Below are 20,909 nucleotides of genomic sequence, written 5' to 3' on the forward strand. Positions count from 1 at the left end.
CGAGATGCCGTAACGGCACTCGACCAAGGGGCTTGTTTCATTTCAAGGTGGCTGCTTTAATCACTCGACGAACGGCGCTTTAGCAACGTACGAAAGATGCTTCACATACTGGCCTTTGTGTTGGATGGCAGCATATTGCTGCGTGGCATCATAGCCTTTGACATGCTTCAGCGTATAAGAAAGCTTTTGGCCCGTTTTCGAGTAAATCTTAACGTCCTGATAGGTCTGGGTCTTCGGGTACCCTAGCATAACTTGTTTCTTCACTGATAAACGGATTGATTCGGTCCGTCCATTCATTGTGGACTGAAAGCAGCCCTACCACACCCATAACAATGAGTGCGCCAACAACGACTAGCATTTTCTTCGTACGCGTCATGATTCATTGTCCCCCTTTTCCAATCAGTAACCATCGCAAAATACCACCATGTCCGTAAACTTGGTTCAGTTTCTTATTGTTAAAATTCTATGATGGCTGATTGATAATTGCAATTTTTTGACCCGTTATTTGCATAGATGAAAATACGACAAAAGCATCTGCCGTGAACTAGCCTTTTGATAACTTTCACCTGCTGCTCTCAGGTTATCACCCGTCCCCCTGCGCAAGCTTGCCTGCCATCACCTGCTGCAGTTGCACTAGCGCCGTCATCACGACATCCGCATTCTCACCCAAAGCTTCCCGCAAAAAAGCATCATTCTGTTCAAAGTACGCACGAATATGCGCCGCATCATGTTGCGCCTTAGGGGTAAGCTGAATCGCTTTATACCGAGCGTCCTCTTTTGAAGGCGTTCGAACGATCAGCGCCTTACGTTCCATGAGCTGTAGCAGTGCCGTCGCCGATGACTTTTGAATATTGAATTCCCGCTCAACATCGGTTTGGTAAAGACTGCGGTGCGAATCGTTGCGTGCCAAAAAATCGATGATGCTCATCTGTACCTGCGTCAATCCCATTTGCTTGGCCTCGCGATCTGCATATCGTTGCAGATCGTTATTCAGTTTCTTGACCAAGATACCTATCGAATCAGTCATTATATCCTCCATTATCTGAATTACTGCTGGTCCAAAACCAGCCATCTGCTTAAATAACTTGCTTTCAGAAAAATAAGTCGCTATAGTAGCATATAGTTCTATATAGAACTATACACAACGGAGGTTTTTATGACAAGAAAAGTATCAGCTAAATTGTATCTCTCGATTCTCGCCACTGGCCTCATGGCGTTTTGCGGTGTCCTCATCGAAACCGCCATGAATGTCACCTTCCCGACTTTAATGAAACAATTTCAGGTCAATACAGGCACGATTCAATGGCTAACCACTGGGTATTTGTTAGTCGTGTCAATCATCGTCCCTATTTCCGGATTCTTAAAACGCCGCTTCACCACCAAGCAGCTTTTCTTAACCGCAACAGCTTTTTTCATCCTCGGTCTAGCCATTTGTAGTGTCGCAAATGATTTTGCGCTTTTACTGATTGGTCGGTTGATTCAAGGCTGCGGCACCGGAATTACCTTGCCGTTAATGTTCAACATTATTCTGGAACAGGCACCGCTGGATAAAATCGGGTTTTTGATGGGCATTGGCACGTTGGTAACGGCCATTGCGCCAGCACTCGGGCCAACTTATGGCGGGGTTTTGGTGGATCTAAATTGGCATCTCATCTTTATTTTCCTGCTAGTCGTCATGGTGATTGCCTTGTTTCTCGGGCTGTTTTCGATTACGCAAGTCACCAAGCCGGTCCATGTTCATCTAGACGTTATCGCATGGCTCTTGATCGCGATCTTTTTTGCCGGCGCCATTTTAGGCCTTAATCGCATCGAAAACGCGCCAGGCCAGGCTGCAATTTACGGTGTGGTTGCCGTCTTGGGGCTCGTTGGCTATGCATGGCGGTCATTGCATGTCAAAGAGCCTTTAATCAATCTGCGTTTGTTGAAAAACTGGTCATTTGACTGGCACGTTGTCACGTTCCTTATCATTCAGATCATCAACGTCGGCTTTGCCTTTGTCTTGCCGAACTATCTGCAACTCGTCAACCATACGAGTTCATTTACGGCAGGCTTGCTACTGCTACCCGGTGCGGCATTAGGCGCTTGTATGGCACCGATGAGCGGCAAGTTGTATGACAATCTAGGCCCCGGCAAGCCGATTTTTATTGGCTTAGCCTTACAACTGGTCGGTATTCTGTTGTTACTGGCCACCGCCTTAACCGCAACGCCGGTCATCTTGATGTTAGGTTATGCAGCGGTCATGCTAGGCACTGGCTTTGCCATGGGGAACATCATGACAAGCGGCCAGGCCCAGCTAACTCAAACGGAAACAACCGATGGCAATGCGATTTTCAACACCATGCAGCAGTTTTCCGCTGCATTAGGCACGGCCTGCGTTTCTTTAATCGTTGCGCTGGCGCAGGTTCCGACAGCCACTGCCCATAGTACAGCTATTGGCGCCCAGCACGCCTTTTGGTTCCTGCTGATCTTAGCCATCATGGGCGATATTGCAATTGCGATCGGCTTAAAAACCAGACATGCCCAAAACCAGGTCGCAAGTCACGATGCTTAATCGTCATAGCGGCTAATCTCGAAACCTAAAGAAAGCTGAGATGAAAAGTCTCCCTGTCGAAACTGAGCAGGTGTGACTTTTTATCTCAGCTTTTTCTTTTGCTATCATTCGCTGACACTTGGTTGCGTAAATCCTGGCTTTAGGCTTCGGCTTTTCCCGCCTTCACGTCTTCAATCCGCAGCCCGAGCTGTTCCGCAATGCGACTGCCATATTCAGGATCAGCTTGGTAGAAATTATGCGCAGCGAGGATGCGAACTTCCTGGCTCGTTACCTGATTGAGGTTATTGACAATCGTGGTGACCAGCCGGGTGCGCTCGTCTTCGCTCATGACCCGATACAGACGACCGGCTGCCGAGAAGTTATCTTCGTCGTAAGGTTTATAGTTGCCGATTTTGCCATTGACAGCATCTTGATGGATTCGAGCGCTGTGGTCTTCTTCAGGGCCGCCGTGTGAATTAGGCTCGTAGTTAACTGACCGATCCTGCTTGGCAGCCATGAAACCATCACGCGCATAATTGTGCACCGGATTCAATGGCCGATTGACCGGCAGCTGCTCGTAATTGGCGCCGAGTCGATAGCGCTCCGCATCCTTATAGCCAAACAATCGCCCTTGCAGCAACTTATCCGGAGATGCTTCAATCCCCGGAACAAAGTTAGCTGGCGAAAAAGCCGCTTCTTCGACATCGGTAAAATAGTTTTCCGGATTTTCATTCAAAGTAAACTCACCAACTTCAATCAGCGGATAGTCGTGATGAGAAACCACTTTGGTGACATCAAAAATATCGTACTTATAATCCAAGCCTTCCTGATACGGCAAAATCTGGACGTAGACTGTCCACTTGGGGAAGTTGCCCGTTTCAATGGCGCTAAACAAGTCATTTTGCAGATAATCAGTATCGGTTCCGGCTATTTTTGCAGCTACTTCATCGGTCATATTCTGAACCCCTTGTTGGCTGATGAAGTGATACTTAACCCAGTAAGCCTCGCCTTGCGCATTGACCCACTTAAAAGTGTGGCTGCCATAACCATTCATGGTGCGATAGCTCGCGGGATTGCCGCGGTCGCCCATCAGATAAGTCACTTGATGGGTACTTTCCGGTGAATGCGCCCAGAAATCCCACTGCATGTTATTATCCCGCCGATGTGTGCGCGGATCCCGCTTTTGCGAATGAATGAAATCAGGAAACTTCAACGGATCGTTCACGAAAAAGACCGGCGTGTTGTTGCCGACGATGTCATAATTACCAGCTTGCGTGTAAAACTTCAGCGCAAACCCGCGAACATCACGAATCGTGTCGGGATACCCGCTTTCACCGGCAACCTGCGAGAACCGCAATAAAATCGGCGTTTCTTTGCCAACGCCATTAAACAGGTCCGCCTTTGTGTACGCCTTCATGTTATGTGTCAGCTTAAACACACCCTTGGCACCTGCACCTTTCGCATGCACAACACGTTCCGGAATGCGTTCCCGGTTAAAATGGGCCAGTTTCTCTAGCAATTGATAATCCTGCAACAACACTGGCCCGCGTTCGCCAGCGGTCAAACTATGATTGTTATCCGCCCACGCCTGACCTTCGCCTGTGGTTAATTTATCTGTCATGATGAAAATCCCTCCTGAGCGTGAACCAGCCCGGTTAGAAACCGGTTAGACGCTATTATTCAGTCATTAGATTGTGCACAATCATTGTTATTCAATGATAAGGATTATTCAAGCAAACAGCTCGCTTGGCAGCCATTTTAACGCGCCTTTAAACCAACACCTCAACGCCTGCTTTTTCCAAACTCGTCGCCAGTGGTTGATCCGGTCGCGCGTCAGAAACAACGGCCTCCAGCTCATCTTCGTGACACAGGCGGTAATAACTTTTCACATTATATTTTGAGTGGTCGCACAGCAGGATCGTTTTTTCCGCATGTTGCATCATGGCGCGCTTCACGCTGGACTGCTCCTGGCTGGACATGAAGACGCCATCGTTGGTTAAGCCGACACACGACATGAAGAACAGGTTCGCCCGAAAATTATTGAGAAACCCAATCGCATCATCCCCGATAATCGAACCGGCACCATTGCGCAACCGGCCGCCAGTGACAAAGGTCTTGATACTCGGCAAGCCGTCAAGTTCAACCGCAATCCGCAATCCATTGGTAATCACGATGACATGGTTCAGCTTGGCAAGGAATGGTGCCAGAAAAGAAGCCGTTGAACTTGAATCAATGAAAATAGCCTGATTATCGCCGAGAAACACGCTCGCCGTGGCGGCAATTCGGTGCTTCTCCGGCGCTCGCTCCTGTCCCCGAAACAGATACGGCAATTCCAGATTGTCTGCCTTCACCAACTCAACATAACCAAAACTGCGGTGCACCTTATCCAGTCGCTCTAAAGTCATTAAATCCCGGCGCAATGTGGAATTGCTGACAAATAACGTTTTCTCCAAATCCGTCGTACTGACCACTTTTTTATGCTCCAGAATCGTCATGATCCGATTGAGCCTTTCATTTTTAAACACAATATCGTCCCCCTATTCACCCTTACACAGTTTAAAGGGCTGAGAAAGCGGTTGCAAGAAATGACGCTTTGTGGCGAATTATGAAGCTTCTTTGCCGCGTTTCCCGCGCTTTAGCCAGAATGTTCGCCAAGCGCCGCTACGACAGCGTTTTCAACTATAATGACGGTAATCAATCATGGAAGGAAGTTAATCAAAATGGAAATGATGTTTCAGGCGGAACGTGACGATCTTGCCCATACAGTCAGAGTCATGTTCGATCGCAAAGATACCAACGTCGCAGGCGGCAACATGTCGGTCAAGGTTTTTGACGAACAGGAACATCCCTACATCCTCATGACCCCGACATTTATGTCCGAAACTTACTACTCCGAACTACATCCGGCGCAGATTCTGGTCATCGATGCCGAGACCGGCCAAAAAATCGATGGTGTCGGCGATGTGACGCGCGAAGTCAACATGCACGAAAAAGCCTACAACGCACACCCGGGCATTCGCTGCGTCTATCACTCGCACGCAGAAGAGTCCATGTTTTGGGCCACTGCCGGACTCGATATGCCCAACGTCACCGAAGCCACCCGCGAGCTAGGCCGTATCCGCGTGCTACCATTTGCCCCGGCAACGTCCATGGAACTCGCCAACACCGTCTACACGGCGTTGAAAGAAATCGGCGATAAGGCAATGGAAAATGTCTTTCTATTAGACAGCCACGGCATCCTCATCACCAGCACCGATCTCCACATTGCGGCCCGCATCATGGAAACCTTGGAATGGAACGCCCGCATCGCCTATCAGCAAGCCATCTTCATCAAACTAGGCCTACTCGACGACTACCACTCCTGCGGCCAAAATTATCAAAAACCCTACAAAGAAGTCCCACCCATCGCCGTCCCCGGCATCCCAATCAAAGCCAAGCAAGTCCCATTACCCAAAAATCCCCAACGCCCAGCCAACGAAATGCAGCCAGGCGAAGTCGCACCAGCCAGCACCGTAAAATAGGCTGTGATCCAGACCCAACGTCGCTTTATCCCAGTTGTATCAAAAGACAACTAGGATGAAGCGGCTTTTTTGTTGTTCACGGTTAATACTTCAGTTAGGCTAAGCCGCAAAAAGACCGAACACTCCCAGATGGAAATGTTCGGCTATTTTGATTATCTATCAAAAGTTTCACTTGCTAATTCAAGAAGCTAGAAAGATCAAGCAGTGCCAAGGCGAAGCGATCGGAGGCCAGATGGGCTCAGTGGTGAAATTGTTGTTGGTGGGGCGATCTTTGCCCCGCCTACAACAAGGCCGAGCTTTGAGACTCAGCGATTTTTGCTGAGGCTCAAAGTCGTGCCCACCACGTTCCAGCCCAAGCTGGCCGGAGATCGCGGAGTTTGGCACGGCAAGCAATCCATAGCCTACACTTTTCAGTACACCACTTTTGTGCTACGCAATGACACCCTTTTTCAAAATCAAATTCCCGTACAATGCCTGCTCACCAGTCTGCACAATGGCGAAGCACTGCTTGGAATGATCGTAAAAGTCAAACCGCTCCAGCGACTTCAGGTGAAAGTCCGGAAACGCCTTGGCGAGCTCGGCGCGATAGTCGTGCCAGATCGGCGGCTCACCTTCCGGAACATTCTTGTCACCCGGCACAACCGCTTGCACCACCGCCTGATAATCCGCGTACGGATCCAGTGGCATCAGCGTCAAAATGCCCTGCAACAGCGTCGGAATCGTCAAGCCATCAGCCCGAATCACCCGCGCATTATTCGTTCGCGCCGGATAATTAGCATCCGCCAACAAAATCTCGTCGCCATGCCCCATCTCCATCAACGCCTCAACCAGCGCCGGTGACAACTGTTTTGGAATATGCTTCAGCATCACTTCACCCTCTCACGCATGCTTCGTTTCCCAATAATGTTCGATATCTTCCAACGTCCGCCCCTTGGTCTCCAAGACGTTCCGATGAATATAAACTACCGCCAGCGCCGACAACGCCGCAAAAATGTAAAAGACGTTAATCCCTAACGCTTCCAGCATCATCGGGAAAATCAACGACAGTAGGCCATTAAACAAATACTGCGTAAACGTAATGACCCCCATCCCCAACGCCCGTGCTTTTAATGGAAGAATCTCCGGCACATATGACCAAAAGACCGGTCCTAATCCGAACCCGAAAGCAAAGACATACACGAAGATCGCAATGATCGCAATCGTGGCATCGTTAGACCACAGACACAACACAATGGCAGGCGGCACTTGACCGGCGAGACTGATTTCCAGCAACTTCTTCCGCCCCAACCGATCAATAAACGGTAGCGACATCAACGTTGAAATCACCAATGCGCTGCCGACTGCAAAATCGGCAATGATACTAGCATTGGCCATCCCTAAGTTGTGGAAAATCTCAGGGGCATAATACACCGCGGCGTTGATACCGGTAAACACTTGGAAAAAGGTCAAGGTAAACAGCAACAACATCGCCGGTCTAAAAGCCCCAAACAGTTCACGCATCCCCGCTTCTTGGGACTTCAAGCTATCTTGAATATCCTGAATTTCCGATTCGACTTCATCGTCAGTGGCACGGACCCGTTTTAAAACCTGACGCGCTTTGCCAACCTGCTGATCCCGAATCAACCAACGCGGACTTTGCGGCGATAACATCATACCAATCGCAAAAACCGCTGCCGGTACTGCCCCGAGTCCCAGCGTCCACCGCCAACTATCAGTCGGCAGGTTATAGGCACCAACAGCATAAGCCGCCAGAATCCCGACGTTGACGCTTAGTTGATAAAGCGACGACATTAATCCGCGAATATGCGCCGGTGCCAATTCGGAAAGATAGATCAAACCATACATATTGGCGATCCCGGCCGCAACCCCGAGGACAAAGCGGGCAATCATCAACATCACCGTATCCGTTGATAACGCGCTGAAAATGCTTCCGGCAATGAAAATGATCCCGCCGAGGACTAAAACATTGCGGCGTTCAATTTTCTTTTCCATCGCGGTAAAAACAACGATCGACGGCAACGCGCCGAACAGCAGAAACGAAACAACTAGGCCTTTTTCTGCTGAATTTAAGCCGAATGCGGTGGTAATCGACGGCAAGGCCAGCGAAATGGCGCCTGAATCGTAACCATATAACAGCCCGGCAAAACCGCCCAGAATGGCAAACAGGTACACAATCGGTTTCGTTGCCGGTTTGGTAACAGGTTGCTTCGATGTCGTCCCCATATCACTTCGCCTCCATTTTTGGTGGTAACTCAGCCGCTACTGCCTTGCCTTTTTCCACCATCTGTTGAAACGCCTTGAATTGGGCGTCAAGATCCGGCACTACTTGCGGCTGGATCGTCGCAACGGTGTACGACTGCTTCATGGTTGCGGCCACGTCCTCCGGCGCTAATTTTTTCAGCACCAGCAGCTGTGACACAATATTCCCGGTCACACTGGCTTCGATCGGCCCGGCGCTGACCGGCATTTGGGTCAGATCCGCCGTTAGCTGCACTAACAACTGATTCTGGATCCCGCCGCCAAACATATGGATCTTCGTCAGTGGCATTTCCGCACCCTGTTCCAAGTTGAAAATAGTTTGCCGATACGTCATGGCTAGACTTTCCAAAACGGTACGCACCAGCTGACCGCGACTTTGCGGCACCGGCTGACCGGTTTGGTGCAGGAAAGCTTCAATCTTTTCTTCCATCCGACTCGGGCCGGTGAACAACGGATGATTCGGGTCAATGTAGCTGTGCAGGGATTGAGCCGCCTGCGCTTCTGCCGTCATTTTGCCAAAATCAACCATCTCACCTTGATACGACCATTCCCGTTGTAACTCCTGCACGATCCACAGGCCGGTCACATTTTGCAGGAGGCGATTGCTGCCGTCAAAGCAGCCCTCATTGGTCAAGCCGGCATCGGCTGCTGCCAGTGACACAATCGGCTTGACGGTTTTGCGGCCAATGATGGACCAGGTACCGCAACTGATAAATGCGGTTTGTTGCCAATCTTCCGGCGTCAACGGCAGTGCTAACACCGCCGCGGCGGTATCATGCCCGACACCATTGATGACCTGCATCTCCTCATTCAGCTGCAACTCCGCCTGAATCTCCGGCCGCAATGGTCCCAGAACGGCGCCGCCTGTCACCAGCTGACCAAACCAGCTCCGCGGAATACCCAGTTTGTGCAAAACCGCTTCATCCCAGTCACGATTGGCAACATCAAGCAAACCACTGGTGCTGGCAATCGTAAAATCAGTCTGTTTGACACCGGTAAAGAAATACCCAATCAGATTCGGCATCATCAACACATCCGCGCCTTCCGTCAGCAAAAACGGATAACGGGTCACATCGGCAAAAAGTTGCACATTGGTGTTGATCATGGCCGCCTGATTGCCTGTTTCCAAAAACAGCTTGCACGGACTCATGCGCTGGTAAAATGCCTTTTTGACGGCGTCGGTTCGCGAATCTCGGTAACTGTGCGGGGCAAATAACAGCTCACCGCGCTGACTCAGAATGCCATAATCAACGCCCCAGGTATCAATACTCATGCCGTCGATCCGCCCGAGATCCCGCCGCGCAATGGCCAGGCCATACTTGATTTCCTGGAAAATTTTCAAATAATCCCAATACAGATGGCCATTCACCGCCACTGGCTGATTGGAAAAGCGAAACTGCTCTTTTAAGTGAATTTGGTCACCATCAAACTGGCCGGAAATCAAGCGACCGGAACTCGCGCCCAGATCGACGGCAATTAAATTTGTTATTGCCATGGTTATCACTCATTTCCCAGCTATTTGTACAACGGGCCAAAGTTCTTGCAGGCATTGAAGTCTGCCGCTTCGAGATTCTCCGTGCCTAGTGACGACCATGCCCGTGGCCGGAAAATGTCGGCTTCAGGAACATTGTGCATATTTACCGGAATCCGCAAAATCGAAGCCAAGGTGATCAAATCAGCACCGATATGCCCATAACTGATGGCTCCATGATTGGCACCCCAGTTGTCCATCACGTCATAAACCGATTTGAACGCGCCATGTCCGGTCAAAATCGGGACAAAGAATGTTGATGGCCAACCCGGATCGGTCCGTTTGTTGATGATATCGAAAACATTTTCCGGCAAATCAACGGCATATCCTTCTGCCACCTGTAATTCCGGACCCACACCTTTGACCAGATTCAGGCGGGCCATGGTGACTGGCATGCCCTTTTCACCGCCGCGGGTCACATAGTTGGATGAGAAGCCGCCGCCACGGAAGTAGCCAATGTTAGCCGGAATCCAGCGGGTATGGTCAAGATTGGCTTGGGCTTCTTCTTCGCTTAAGTCATAGAACGGTTTAATCGCCGGCTGGCCGTCAATCGTCTCCTGACCGGTGGCATCAAGCGTTTGGGCACCAGAGTTAGAAAGATGCAAGAAGCCGTTCTTGGCTAACCCTTCAAGTTTGGTGCCAGTGACGCGCTCAACAGCTTCAGGACTCCAGTATGTCCGCACATCGGCAAAAATCTGTGGTGTGTTCGTCAACAGGTAGTTGAACAACATGGAGGTCGCATTCAACGAATCATTTTCAGTTGCAAAAACATGTGGCTGATGAATGCCATTCCAGTCGTACTGGGAATTCATGAAGGCTTCCATGTAGTCACCATTTGGAAAATGATCTGTCCACTGCCGCTGCCCTTGGAACCCAGCCGCAATCGCGTTGTGCCCTTCTGCTTCTTCCTTAAAGCCCATGTCGGCAAGTTTCTTATTGCCATCCATCAGGTCACGGGCAATCATGGTCATTTTCACACAGGCAACGAGTTGCTCATGTTTTTGCTCGTCGGTAAATTTGTTCGGATCGTCTTCGTTGTATAGATCCGGGCCAATCGGGGTATTCTTTTCGGCCCAGGCCAAGGCCTTTTCAAATTCTTCCTTATCGTAAATGCCTTCGTCCCAGCGGCGAACAATTTCCGTCATGTCCACATATTCGTTGCGCATCCCTAAGTATTCCTGGAAGAAATCAGGGTCAACGGTCGAACCGGCAATTCCCATCGCAACACTACCGATCGACAGATAGCTCTTGTTGCGCATGATGCCGGTCGCCAGCGCACCTTTGGCAAACCGAATCAGTTTGGTTTTGACATCGTCCGGAATGCTGGTATCATCGGCATCTTGAACATCATGGCCATAAATACCGAACGCCGGGATCCCTTTCTGGGCATGCGCCGCTAACACGGCCGCCAGATAAACGGCGCCTGGACGCTCGGTACCATTGAAGCCCCAAATCGCATGCGGCAGATCCGGTGACATATCCATCGTTTCACTGCCATAGCACCAGCATGGGGTCACCGTAATCGTGCCACAAACTCCGGCGCGATCGAATTTTTCTTTCGACATTGCGGCTTCTTTAACGCCGCCAATGGTCGTGTCGGAAATCACCGTCTGCACCGGCGAGCCATCAGGATATTTAAGCGTCGCCGCCAAAAGATCCGCCACCGAATGCGCCATCTTCATCGTTTGATCTTCCAATGATTCACGAATGCCACGCCGCCGACCATCAATCGTCGGACGAATACCAATCTTCGGGAATGTCATGTTTGTCATTTGTCTTGCCTCCAAATGTGCTGCTTGTCTAGTTACCATCTCGTTAATTTCATCAGCTGACTACGGCTTTTATGATAAGCGCTTTCATTCCACGCGCCAAGGGTTGGCAAAATGATTGAAACTTCGTCAAAAAAAGCGCCAATTTTCGTCATAGTTCATCAAGCTTGTGAATATTTCTTCGTTAAGGTGGGTATACCAAAGGGAACGTTTACGGTGAAAAGCCATAAGTCCACCCTTTCCTTTGCCTTTCAAGAGTGTTAACTTTATTTAATCGGTGTTCATTTCCAAAGAATCAATTAAACATGAGGAAAGGTGATACCCTGTGACTATTAAAAAAGATTCTTTGATTAAGCGAATTGTTTATATGGCAATAATGTACTTTATAGGACCGCTCCCGCTGTCCTTTGTATTAATCATGTCTTATAAAAAGAATATCGTGACACTAATTGCACTCACAGTAGCCTGGGTTTTAGCAAATGCTGCCGTTATATATATTGCATATCGACTCGTTTGTAGATACACGCAAAAGCCCATTCTACAAAAAGCAAACCTCAGCGACCTTCTATATGTCTTCGGGGGCTATGCAACGATTCTGATAAGTAATGGCATTTTAACCTTTTTGAATCATGCAATATATAACCGGGTACAATCACCAAACAATCTGGCCATTGAGAAATCTTTACTCAACCACCATCAGCTAATGGTTGCTGTTCTTATCATCAATCTGATTGTTGTAACTCCCATCGTGGAAGAGTTGATCTATCGAGGAATGGCCTTTAACTTATTTTTCAATTCGAACCAAGTCTGGCTAAAGATACTACTGAGTGCCGTCTTATTTTCATCCGCGCATCAAAGCAATACAATTTTCAGTTTCTTGACCTATGCATTTATAGGCATCATCCTTGGATTTGTCTATTGGAAAAGTGGCAAACTGCAAAATTCGATGGCGTTGCATGCGCTCACTAATCTGGTCGCGGTGTTAGCCATACTTCTTTAACTAACAATTGCTGCAAACAAATCTAAGGAACTCGGCGAACATTCAAACTTTCACAGAGCACATAATCGTCAGCACAAAAGCATAGGAGTGCAAATGAAAAAAGAACCCTTAGCCTCACAAGTCTTTGTTGTATTGGTCATTGCATTCGGCTGGTCATTCCTAGCACAAATTGTCCCAACGCTTATGGTCATGTTCGGTATGGACAATGATGCTTTGCTTGGAAATCCCTGGTATCAAGTATTATTTTTATATGCTGAAGCGATTGGAATTTCCGGCATGTACCTTTACTATCACAAAGACAACGCCTTAATCCCGTTACTTAGTGCAAGGCCCTTGAAAAGCTATCTCTTGGGTTGGCTGCTCGGTCTGCTCTTCTTTTCAGCGATCTGGGGAGTGATTACCGGTCTAGGTGGATATCAGCTTCATTTTGTTTTCAGTAACAATAGCATCGTTCTGGTTCTTTTATTTCTTTTTGGCTATGGCGTGCAGTCAATGTTTGAAGAACTACTGTGTCGCGGCTATGTTATGGGCTACTTTCTGAAAGAGAAGCGGCCTTTGTTGGCAGTTGTCATCAATTCGGCTTTTTTCGCTTTCTTACATATCGCCAACCCGCATTTTGATTGGTATGCTGCCATTGGTCTTTTCTTATTTGGGATTTTGATGTCTGAACTACGCCTCCTTAGCCATAATATTTGGCTAAGCGGTGCTGTACATGCTGCTTGGAATTTTGCCGAAGGAACAATCTTTGGCACTGTCGTTTCGGGCTTACCGAATGTGGGACTGATCATCAAATCTGACAATACGACAACTGCCCAGATGCTGACAGGAGGACTTTTTGGCATCGAGCGAAGTAGCGTTTCAATCATCGCTCATCTTGTTGCAGTTATTGTGCTTGCGTTCGTCATTCTGCAAAGAAAAGACAGAGAACGGCCTGACCAAGCGTCCTCATCAGATTGAGAACCACATCGGTGACTCTCAATCTCGTAACAAGGCTCGGAAAAAAATTTATTTATCAGTTGTTTCTCGCTGATCGTAGAGCTGAAAACAATGAAAGGACACATGCATCCACTCCCATTCGGATTGTGCATGTGTCCTTTTTTGTCGAACTTAATCGATTGATTAGCGTCAGCAGTGCTGCATGCCGAAACAGCTAGGTACAAGCCGTTAAACCAAGCCAACCCACTAATCAAAGCTCAAATGAACCTCAATCCCCATCTTTCGTAGCCAATGGCGATCGGCCACACAATAGTTATCGGCGCCGATGGTATGTAGAAAAGTGAGCATCTCCACGATGTGTTGATACTCGTGCGGTTCGTTGCGGAGTGAACACCGTAATGCTGCCTCAATCATCCTGATGCGGTATTTGAGGAAAATCGTATCGGCGGTGGCAACCAGTCCGCGCAAGTTACCTAACAAGACGTTTGCCGTTGGTACATCATGCTTCTCAATGGCTGCAACTGCCGCGTAGAACAAGCCGCTGGTGAATGGTTCGAGAAAAATATGGGCATGAGCATGTTCAATTTCATGAATGGCCCTGATCAGACAATGCCTGCTGTCTTCAGGATTGGCTAAGTAAATTGAAGCCGCAAACAGTTGAAACTCCAGCAGGAACCACCGGCCATTGCCGAGCAAATAATGAATCACCGGCGCAATTGCGTGACCGCGATCCGACTTTTCGTGTTTGAACATGCTGCGATAAGTTTTGAGAACGGTGACGATCATTGCATTGATAGTATCCGGCTTTTCTTCAAACGCAACAATCACTTTGTCTAACTCGCGAGTGTCTTCGGTAAGCGCAGTCTCAGCTAATGTTTGCCACATCTCGGGAATTTCGGTTGAACCATCCACAAGTTCTGCAGTTTCCGGCAATGAAGCATGAACGCGTCGGAACAAGTCGCTGGCAAGCTTAATCGAAATGGTCTGACTGCCTCGTTCAAATCGCGAAATCGTGCTCAAACTGGTGGTGTCGGCAATGTCTGCCATCCGCAGCTGTCGCCGTTTGCGCATAGCTGCCAGCAACAATCCCAAATTTGCAAATGTATCTATCACGGCATTCACCTCTTCAGATTTTCATATATGCAAGTGAAGCTCCAAAAAAATTGTCATCGTCATTGCCCCATCGTATGCTTTTAGCATCGCGGACGTGTTGATGATAAGTGAAAATTTACCCGTTTCACAATAAACGTACGCTTCAATGAAGAAATTTGCGAGCAGAAAGACCGCGACAAGTGAATCTAAAACCTAGGCAAGTGGCACTCGGACAAGATCTCATCAAAATGTTCGGCCGAGCGTTGTTTGTTCCTAACGAGGTGTTTATACATTGGCATTTTTATGGCTGCGTTTACCCAAGAAACGAGTGGTTTTAGCCGTTGTCATCGCTTTATCGATCTGTGTATTACAGATGATTCAACTACTAAAACCGATCCCGGTCGGCAATTCTCCTTATACCCGTTGGCTGTCAATTGACCCCTTCAGTTTTTTACCGATCATCTTTTTCATTTTGTTGCCTTTGATCGCTAGCATCCCCGCCGGAACCTTGTTGAAAAACGATGTTGATTCCGGTTTATTTGCAAAAGTCAAATTGCAATCTTCGTTGCACAAAGTTATGTGGTCCTATATCGGCATTGCCTTTTTAACCGGTTTTGCCATCATTGCATTGGCATTGTTGCTTAATTTTGCGTTCTACTTTACCGTTTTACCCAACATAAAACCAGACAACCTGTTGAACAGTAACATCCTGTTAATTAACCAAAACACGATGTTGGTCAGCCTTTATTATGCCCACCCATTATTACACGTTGCCATTTCGATTCTTTTTGCAAGCGCTTGGGCGGGCCTTTTTTCTGTCTTTGTTACGGTGACGGCGATTTGGATCAAAAACGCCTTTGTTGCCATGAGTCTAGGACTGGTTGCGCAAATTGTTGTGTTGATGCTCAATAGCTTCATCAAGTTACCTAATTCTGTCAGTTACTCTCCCGCTGACTTTTTACATGAAATGGCCCCAACCAATGTCAGTCTCGCGGTCACTGGCATTGTCACTTTGCTGATGCTGATCTATTGCATTGTCGTTTCCCAAATCGGGGTGAAGCATCTTGTACCGTAATGTCATCCGTCAACAGAATCTACTCACGTATGCATTTCTCAAAATTTATGTTGTCTGTGCGGTGATCATATTCATCATCAGCTTAATCGATGGCAACAGCTTAAAACAAGAACTCATGTCAACAGAGAATCTGATCGTAATTATTTTCCCTCGCTACTTAATCTTTTGCGGACTGATTCCGACCTACCTGCTCGCATTACTTGCCACCACTCAGATTCGTTCGCAAGATATTCTGATTTATCAATCGCGAAAAGTGGTCGTTCTTCAAGTGATTTATCGGCTTTGCTTAATCACCATCATCATGGCTGGCGTTTGGACTGTTGGCACCGTTTTAACAATTACCATCAACCACCACTTTTACTTTTTAGTGGCAACCTGGTTCGCAATCTTAGTACGCGCAGTTTGCTTGTGAACGGCATGTTTTCTACTGGGACTGATTGCGACCACACTCACATTCGCAACCAAAAGCAAGTTAATCGCATTTTTCATTAGCTTTTCCATTAGCGCGTTATCTTTTTACCTTGCCACCGCCCATATACCTTCTTTGCTCTTCGACTTTGGCAGTGCAGATACAAACATCGTCTTGATTGGCAAAGAAGCCATCATGTTAGGCGCTACTTTGCTGTTCGTCACGGTCATGACGCAGATTATCGGGAGGAGGGATTTATAGTGTGGCGACTGTTCCAAAATCAGTTTCTCTTTTACTGGCACATTATTCGGATTCGCTTGCTTTTCTGGCTAATCTTTATGAATCTCGCCATCATCACGCTCACTTTCCAGATCGCTGACAATCCCCACACATCCGTCATCAACCTGTTTTTTGATGGTACCAGTTACGCCATGGTTGAAACCCATCATGTTGTCTTGCCGGTCTTGTGGTTTGTTTATTTCTTTGCCCCGCTTTTAATTTCGCTCAACAGCTTCAAGCAGCTGTGGCAGGCGCGCACGATACACCTGCGTGGATTACAAATACCCCCGCGGCAGTTTGCCAATGTCAATTTGCTATTGCTGGGTTTCATCACAACGTCCTATTGTGCGTCGACAATGACCTCAATGTTTCTAGCCTCAATCGCAACATCGCGAGCGGCGCATGCCACCACCCCAGTGGCCTTCAGCGAACTTCTTTGCCTCACTTGGCTAGGTGTTTTCATGCTCCTGTTGATTCAAGCCATTGGCAATCGATTCAATCCGCCACTCGCCTTGGTCGTTCCTGCCACCATCTTAATCGCGACAGCCTATACAGAAAATCGGTTTAACCCATTCAGTTTCCTGATGCTCAGCCGACCCCCAACCACAGGAACTTGGAACGCTATCCTAATTTGGCTCGGCATCGCCATTGTAATGACGCTAAGTTACATCATCATTGACCGCAACATCAAGTTAGCTTGAGGAGGGCCTTATGACATTTATCGAATTACATCAGGTAGCTAAAGTCATCAAGCATCGGCAACTCTTGCACCAAGTCAATGCCAAAATTGACCGCGGCAACATTGCAACACTTGAAGGCATCAACGGCTCTGGCAAAACGTTGATTTTAAAAGCGTTGCTGGGCCTCATTTCCGTTACCGGCAATGTAACAGTCGCCGGTAAAACCGTGCGGACGCAAGATGCTTACCCGATTAAAGCCGGTATCTTAATCGAAAACCCCAGCCTGATCGAGGACTTCACAGCGGCTAAAAACCTGGAACTACTGGCTAGACTGGATCCCAATATCCAATCATCGCAAATTCAGGATTTGCTGACTTATTTTGACCTCGCAAGATTTCCCAAGCAAAAAGTACGCAAGTTTTCTTTAGGTATGAAGCAGAAACTGGGCATTGCGGAGGCGTTTTTAGGCGGCTATCCGCTGATCGTCTTGGACGAACCCACCAATGCGTTAGATCATGACGCCATCGGTAAGTTAGTCCAGCTCATTCATGATTATCATGCCAAAGGTGCCACTTTCATCATCGCCTCGCATGACCACGATTTTGTGGAGGAGGTGGCGACGCAAAAGCTTTTGGTGAAGGAAGGGACGATCAGTGATGCGCACTAAACATAAACTTTTGATAATTACTTTTCTGGTCTTAATCTTAGTGATGTCAATCGGTATTTTCCGTTACCACGAAGTCAATGCAAACCCCAAATCACTCGGCGTTACCAAAGAAGTCTTCATTCATCAAAATCAACTCGTCCATGCCAAGAACGTCGACTTCATGATTCGCAGCGCCCATGTCTCAAGAAGCAAAGACCAAATCTTGGTACCGGTTGAACTGACAATCAAACAAACCGGCCCGGCCGATTATGGGTATAAGAAAAATAACCCCAATTTTTTGGAAAACATGTGGCTGAACACCCCCTATAGCATCAGCACTGCAACGGCTGATGTCACGGATAAAGACAACCAACGTATTCATAAAACCGAGCATCTTTTAGCTGCTAAGCAACCCATTACGTTGCATTTCACGACAAGGCAAGAAAATTATGCGTTACGCAATCAGAAGATGAGATTCAGTTTTTTAGTGCCGGAATCGAATCATTATGTGAAATATTCGCTGTTGCTGGAATAAGTTTCCCACCAAAACAGGCCCCGAAAGCCCGTTAGATCCGGAATTTCAGAGCCCTTAAATTCGCCGATCAAACTGCTCATGCATTATGTATGAATCCAGCATGTCATTTATTTCACGGCATTTTTCGCCTTAGTTACGTTTCGTGTGATGTACGTAAACAGCACGAAGGTAGCAACAAGGACAATGTAGAACAGCAAGTTAGGAACTTTAATGACGACCTGTACAAGCACACTCAGCGCAATGACAACAATATAAGCAAACACGGCAATAAAAAGTTTCTTCAAGGACCCCATCCCTCTCCAGTTTATTAGATCGAAAGCTCAGTTCAAATTCCGACATCATTCATGGACATTCCAAGTCGTCACCCAAGCATAGAAACAACAGCTTCCTTAATCGACAAGGTCTGCACTGTTAGCTCTTACAAAAATTGATCGAGTGTCACTAAAATGAAGCCAACTGAAAAACATTTGCAGTTTAATTGTACATGGATGGCATTAAAAAGGCGATAAAAAGATTTTTCATTCCAACGGTATTTAAGCTAGTTTCAAAAATATCAAAAAGTAGGCATCATACCAATTCAAGAATTAGCTTGCTGATATGATACCTGCTTTTATTGCGTTTTTCAGCAGCTCACAATCCTTACTTCTTATTTTTCTTAGCATTTTCAATCAGCCAAAAAATCCCCGAAAAAATAGCGGGAACGACGATCACCGGTAAAAGAAAAGCGCTGTTGCCATAATAAGAAGCCGCAAAAAGCACGAAACCGTAAATAACAAACACGACTACCCAAATGACTTTTCTAAGCAGCGTCATGCTACATCCTCCTCGTATATTTAAATTACAACCAAGTTCTTGGATAGCTCCGTACTTGGATGTTGCGTGATATTCTCTAGTTGTTCATTGGATTTGGGTCCAACTGGTATAGGCTTTTCCCTCCTGTTGCTAGCTATTGCTAGACTTCACCCCGAGACTGCCGCCCAGATGAATCGAACAAGCACAAACCACAAGCTGCGGGGGCTGGAGATCAGTTCGGTGACTCGCGTTTCACCGAGCAGCTACTGATCCTCAGACAGACTGCTCATACTGCGAGGAAGTACTGTAGGTTCATAATTAGGGAATATCGCGCAGCGCCCAAGCCTATCCATAAATCAGAACAGAAAGGAGGTCCAATTCGATGAACTTGAATGTTGGTATTGATGTTTCAAAAGCAAAGCTTGATTACTGTGGCTTGGATTCTGCCAAGAAGGTTATTTTCCAGGACAAGACCACGAATACCCCTGACGGGGCCGGCCAAATTGAGAAATTAATCCTGGAATGGGCTAAACGCCAAGATGATTCACTAAAGATCGTGATTGGCATGGAAGCCACCTCGGTGTACAACATCCACCCCACACTTTACTTTGAACAAAGCTCAGCGCTCAGTGCGTTGGATGCCACTGTCGTCACGTTGAACCCCAAGATGACTCATCGTTACAGCCAATTGTTTGATGACGACAAGACTGATACCATTGATGCCTTCCACATCGCAGACTTTCTGCGCATTGGCCGGTATCAAGTGCCAGTGACCCGCGACGAGAAACACATTGCCTTACAGCGGCTCACCCGCGAACGGTATCACATCGTCAAACAAATTACAGATGGCAAAAACCACTTCCTCAACAATCTGTACTTCCGATTGAACACACTGGAAGCTGAGCTACCGACTTCTGTGTTCGGAAACACGATGATGACGGTGCTTAGCGGTGAAAAGTACACACTGGACGAAATCGCTCAGATGCCCTTACAGACGCTTACTCAAGATCTTAACCAATTGTCCCACGGTCGCTTTGGTGACCCAGAGGCGATCGCTAAGGCCTTACAAAAAGCCATCCGTAGCTCTTATCGCTTGAGCAAGACGGTTGCCGATTCTGTTGACCAGGTCATGGCGATTTACATCAACCAGATCCGGATGTTACAAAAGCAACTAAAAGCCCTAGACAAGAGCATCACCGACCTGTGTGCCGTCATTGATGGCTCACAGTCAACGCAAAGTATTCCAGGCGTTGGCCCAGTCTACTCGGCTGGACTACTGGCTGAAATTGGTCAGATTGAACGGTTTCCGAGTGAAGCTAGTTTGGCAAGCTATGCCGGACTGGTTTGGCGCAGAAGTCAATCCGGAAACGGTGAGCGGCAACTAACGCCGCGCACGCATAACGGCGATCAGTACTTACGCTATTACCTAATTGAAGCTGCCAACTCGGTAAGAGCGCATGATCCCACATTTGCCAGATTTTACGACAAGAAATACCGGGAGGTGCCAAAATATCAACACCGACGTGCTTGTGTCATGACTGCAAGAAAGCTGGTACGCGTGATCTATGCATTACTTAAAAACCACGAGTTGTATAAACCAGCCAAAGCGGTCTAGCGCGCCAAGCGTCAAGTTAGGGCTTTAGATTCACCTAGAGAAATTACTAAATCCCTGGGCTGGGGGAAGTATACCCTCTGAAAAATGAAACAAGTCTAGATAATTTGAATCACTCCCTTGACTTCAGACCACAAGTCTCGCTTTTTACTGGGGAAAAACCATTAATCGGCGGATTTTTATGCACTGACAATATAACATTTTGAATGTAAAGTAAAGAAAACTGAACGTAGCAAAAAGCCC

General features: G+C 47.6%; 20 protein-coding genes and 1 pseudogene. 10 read left to right on the forward strand and 11 right to left on the reverse strand.

Features of this window, described 5'->3' with window-relative positions:
• Nucleotides 1–60: 60 nt before the first annotated feature.
• Complete coding sequence (locus LACZS1_RS12555) at nt 61–249, reverse strand: hypothetical protein (RefSeq protein ID WP_306402751.1); 189 nt, start codon at nt 247–249, stop codon at nt 61–63.
• Between the two features lie 334 nt (nt 250–583).
• Complete coding sequence (locus tag LACZS1_RS12560) at nt 584–1,027, reverse strand: MarR family winged helix-turn-helix transcriptional regulator (protein WP_070651391.1); 444 nt, start codon at nt 1,025–1,027, stop codon at nt 584–586.
• Nucleotides 1,028–1,156: 129 nt separating this feature from the next.
• Here LACZS1_RS12560 and LACZS1_RS12565 point away from each other — a divergent pair, with 129 nt between their 5' ends.
• The gene (locus tag LACZS1_RS12565) at nt 1,157–2,551 is read left to right on the forward strand and encodes an MFS transporter (RefSeq protein WP_274804407.1); all 1,395 of its coding nucleotides are present in this window, start codon (nt 1,157–1,159) and stop codon (nt 2,549–2,551) included.
• Between the two features lie 139 nt (nt 2,552–2,690).
• Here the strand turns inward: LACZS1_RS12565 and LACZS1_RS12570 are convergent, their stop codons facing one another.
• Both LACZS1_RS12570 and LACZS1_RS12575 read right to left on the reverse strand, forming a co-directional pair.
• Entirely contained in the window at nt 2,691–4,151 is a 1,461-nt protein-coding gene (locus LACZS1_RS12570) for a catalase (RefSeq protein WP_070651386.1), read from the reverse strand.
• A gap of 148 nt (nt 4,152–4,299) precedes the next feature.
• Entirely contained in the window at nt 4,300–5,055 is a 756-nt protein-coding gene (locus LACZS1_RS12575) for a DeoR/GlpR family DNA-binding transcription regulator (RefSeq protein ID WP_010490856.1), read from the reverse strand.
• A 195-nt stretch (nt 5,056–5,250) separates the two neighbouring features.
• On the opposite strand from LACZS1_RS12575, the gene LACZS1_RS12580 reads away from it, so the two are divergent.
• Nucleotides 5,251–6,051, forward strand: coding sequence for a class II aldolase/adducin family protein (locus LACZS1_RS12580; RefSeq protein WP_070651383.1), 801 nt, complete (start codon nt 5,251–5,253; stop codon nt 6,049–6,051).
• 429 nt (nt 6,052–6,480) lie between these two features.
• Here LACZS1_RS12580 and LACZS1_RS12585 read toward each other — a convergent pair whose 3' ends face one another.
• Genes LACZS1_RS12585 through LACZS1_RS12600 form a run of 4 tightly spaced genes read right to left on the reverse strand, consistent with a single transcriptional unit; the run spans nt 6,481 to nt 11,613 of the window.
• Nucleotides 6,481–6,918, reverse strand: a complete 438-nt coding sequence (locus LACZS1_RS12585) for an RbsD/FucU family protein (RefSeq protein WP_070651382.1) — start codon at nt 6,916–6,918, stop codon at nt 6,481–6,483.
• Between the two features lie 12 nt (nt 6,919–6,930).
• Nucleotides 6,931–8,274: a sugar porter family MFS transporter gene (locus tag LACZS1_RS12590; protein WP_070651380.1), complete on the reverse strand. Its 1,344-nt coding sequence runs from the start codon at nt 8,272–8,274 to the stop codon at nt 6,931–6,933.
• A 1-nt stretch (nt 8,275) separates the two neighbouring features.
• Entirely contained in the window at nt 8,276–9,805 is a 1,530-nt protein-coding gene (locus LACZS1_RS12595; RefSeq protein WP_274804408.1) for a rhamnulokinase, read from the reverse strand.
• Nucleotides 9,806–9,825: 20 nt separating this feature from the next.
• Nucleotides 9,826–11,613, reverse strand: coding sequence for an L-fucose isomerase (locus tag LACZS1_RS12600; protein WP_047107040.1), 1,788 nt, complete (start codon nt 11,611–11,613; stop codon nt 9,826–9,828).
• A gap of 322 nt (nt 11,614–11,935) precedes the next feature.
• Between LACZS1_RS12600 and LACZS1_RS12605 the strand changes: the two genes are divergently transcribed.
• Both LACZS1_RS12605 and LACZS1_RS12610 read left to right on the forward strand, forming a co-directional pair.
• Complete coding sequence (locus LACZS1_RS12605; protein ID WP_231956459.1) at nt 11,936–12,610, forward strand: CPBP family intramembrane glutamic endopeptidase; 675 nt, start codon at nt 11,936–11,938, stop codon at nt 12,608–12,610.
• A gap of 93 nt (nt 12,611–12,703) precedes the next feature.
• Nucleotides 12,704–13,567, forward strand: a complete 864-nt coding sequence (locus LACZS1_RS12610; protein ID WP_070651377.1) for a CPBP family intramembrane glutamic endopeptidase — start codon at nt 12,704–12,706, stop codon at nt 13,565–13,567.
• Between the two features lie 225 nt (nt 13,568–13,792).
• Here the strand turns inward: LACZS1_RS12610 and LACZS1_RS12615 are convergent, their stop codons facing one another.
• Complete coding sequence (locus LACZS1_RS12615; protein WP_070651374.1) at nt 13,793–14,659, reverse strand: helix-turn-helix domain-containing protein; 867 nt, start codon at nt 14,657–14,659, stop codon at nt 13,793–13,795.
• Nucleotides 14,660–14,930: 271 nt separating this feature from the next.
• On the opposite strand from LACZS1_RS12615, the gene LACZS1_RS12620 reads away from it, so the two are divergent.
• The 5 genes and pseudogenes from LACZS1_RS12620 (at nt 14,931) to LACZS1_RS12640 (ending at nt 18,262) form a co-directional block, all read left to right on the forward strand.
• A complete protein-coding gene (locus tag LACZS1_RS12620; RefSeq protein ID WP_070651372.1) occupies nt 14,931–15,713 on the forward strand; it encodes a hypothetical protein in 783 nt (260 codons plus the stop codon).
• A pseudogene (locus LACZS1_RS12625) lies at nt 15,703–16,383 on the forward strand (hypothetical protein). The gene LACZS1_RS12620 and the pseudogene LACZS1_RS12625 overlap by 11 nt, the downstream one beginning before the upstream one ends.
• Nucleotides 16,383–17,102: a rhodopsin gene (locus LACZS1_RS12630; RefSeq protein ID WP_083311601.1), complete on the forward strand. Its 720-nt coding sequence runs from the start codon at nt 16,383–16,385 to the stop codon at nt 17,100–17,102. The pseudogene LACZS1_RS12625 and the gene LACZS1_RS12630 overlap by 1 nt, the downstream one beginning before the upstream one ends.
• 10 nt (nt 17,103–17,112) lie before the next feature.
• The gene (locus tag LACZS1_RS12635) at nt 17,113–17,748 is read left to right on the forward strand and encodes an ATP-binding cassette domain-containing protein (protein ID WP_070651369.1); all 636 of its coding nucleotides are present in this window, start codon (nt 17,113–17,115) and stop codon (nt 17,746–17,748) included.
• Nucleotides 17,738–18,262: a hypothetical protein gene (locus LACZS1_RS12640; protein WP_070651367.1), complete on the forward strand. Its 525-nt coding sequence runs from the start codon at nt 17,738–17,740 to the stop codon at nt 18,260–18,262. The genes LACZS1_RS12635 and LACZS1_RS12640 overlap by 11 nt, the downstream gene beginning before the upstream one ends.
• A gap of 107 nt (nt 18,263–18,369) precedes the next feature.
• On the opposite strand, the gene LACZS1_RS12645 is transcribed toward LACZS1_RS12640, so the two are convergent.
• Both LACZS1_RS12645 and LACZS1_RS12650 read right to left on the reverse strand, forming a co-directional pair.
• A complete protein-coding gene (locus tag LACZS1_RS12645; protein ID WP_168165308.1) occupies nt 18,370–18,546 on the reverse strand; it encodes a hypothetical protein in 177 nt (58 codons plus the stop codon).
• A 355-nt stretch (nt 18,547–18,901) separates the two neighbouring features.
• Nucleotides 18,902–19,075: a hypothetical protein gene (locus LACZS1_RS12650; protein ID WP_010490824.1), complete on the reverse strand. Its 174-nt coding sequence runs from the start codon at nt 19,073–19,075 to the stop codon at nt 18,902–18,904.
• A gap of 361 nt (nt 19,076–19,436) precedes the next feature.
• Here LACZS1_RS12650 and LACZS1_RS12655 point away from each other — a divergent pair, with 361 nt between their 5' ends.
• Nucleotides 19,437–20,669: an IS110 family RNA-guided transposase gene (locus LACZS1_RS12655; RefSeq protein WP_070650064.1), complete on the forward strand. Its 1,233-nt coding sequence runs from the start codon at nt 19,437–19,439 to the stop codon at nt 20,667–20,669.
• Nucleotides 20,670–20,909: the final 240 nt, after the last annotated feature.

The sequence above is a fragment of the Lacticaseibacillus zeae subsp. silagei genome (assembly GCF_030770335.1).
In the GTDB taxonomy this organism is placed as follows: Bacteria; Bacillota; Bacilli; order Lactobacillales; family Lactobacillaceae; genus Lacticaseibacillus; species Lacticaseibacillus zeae.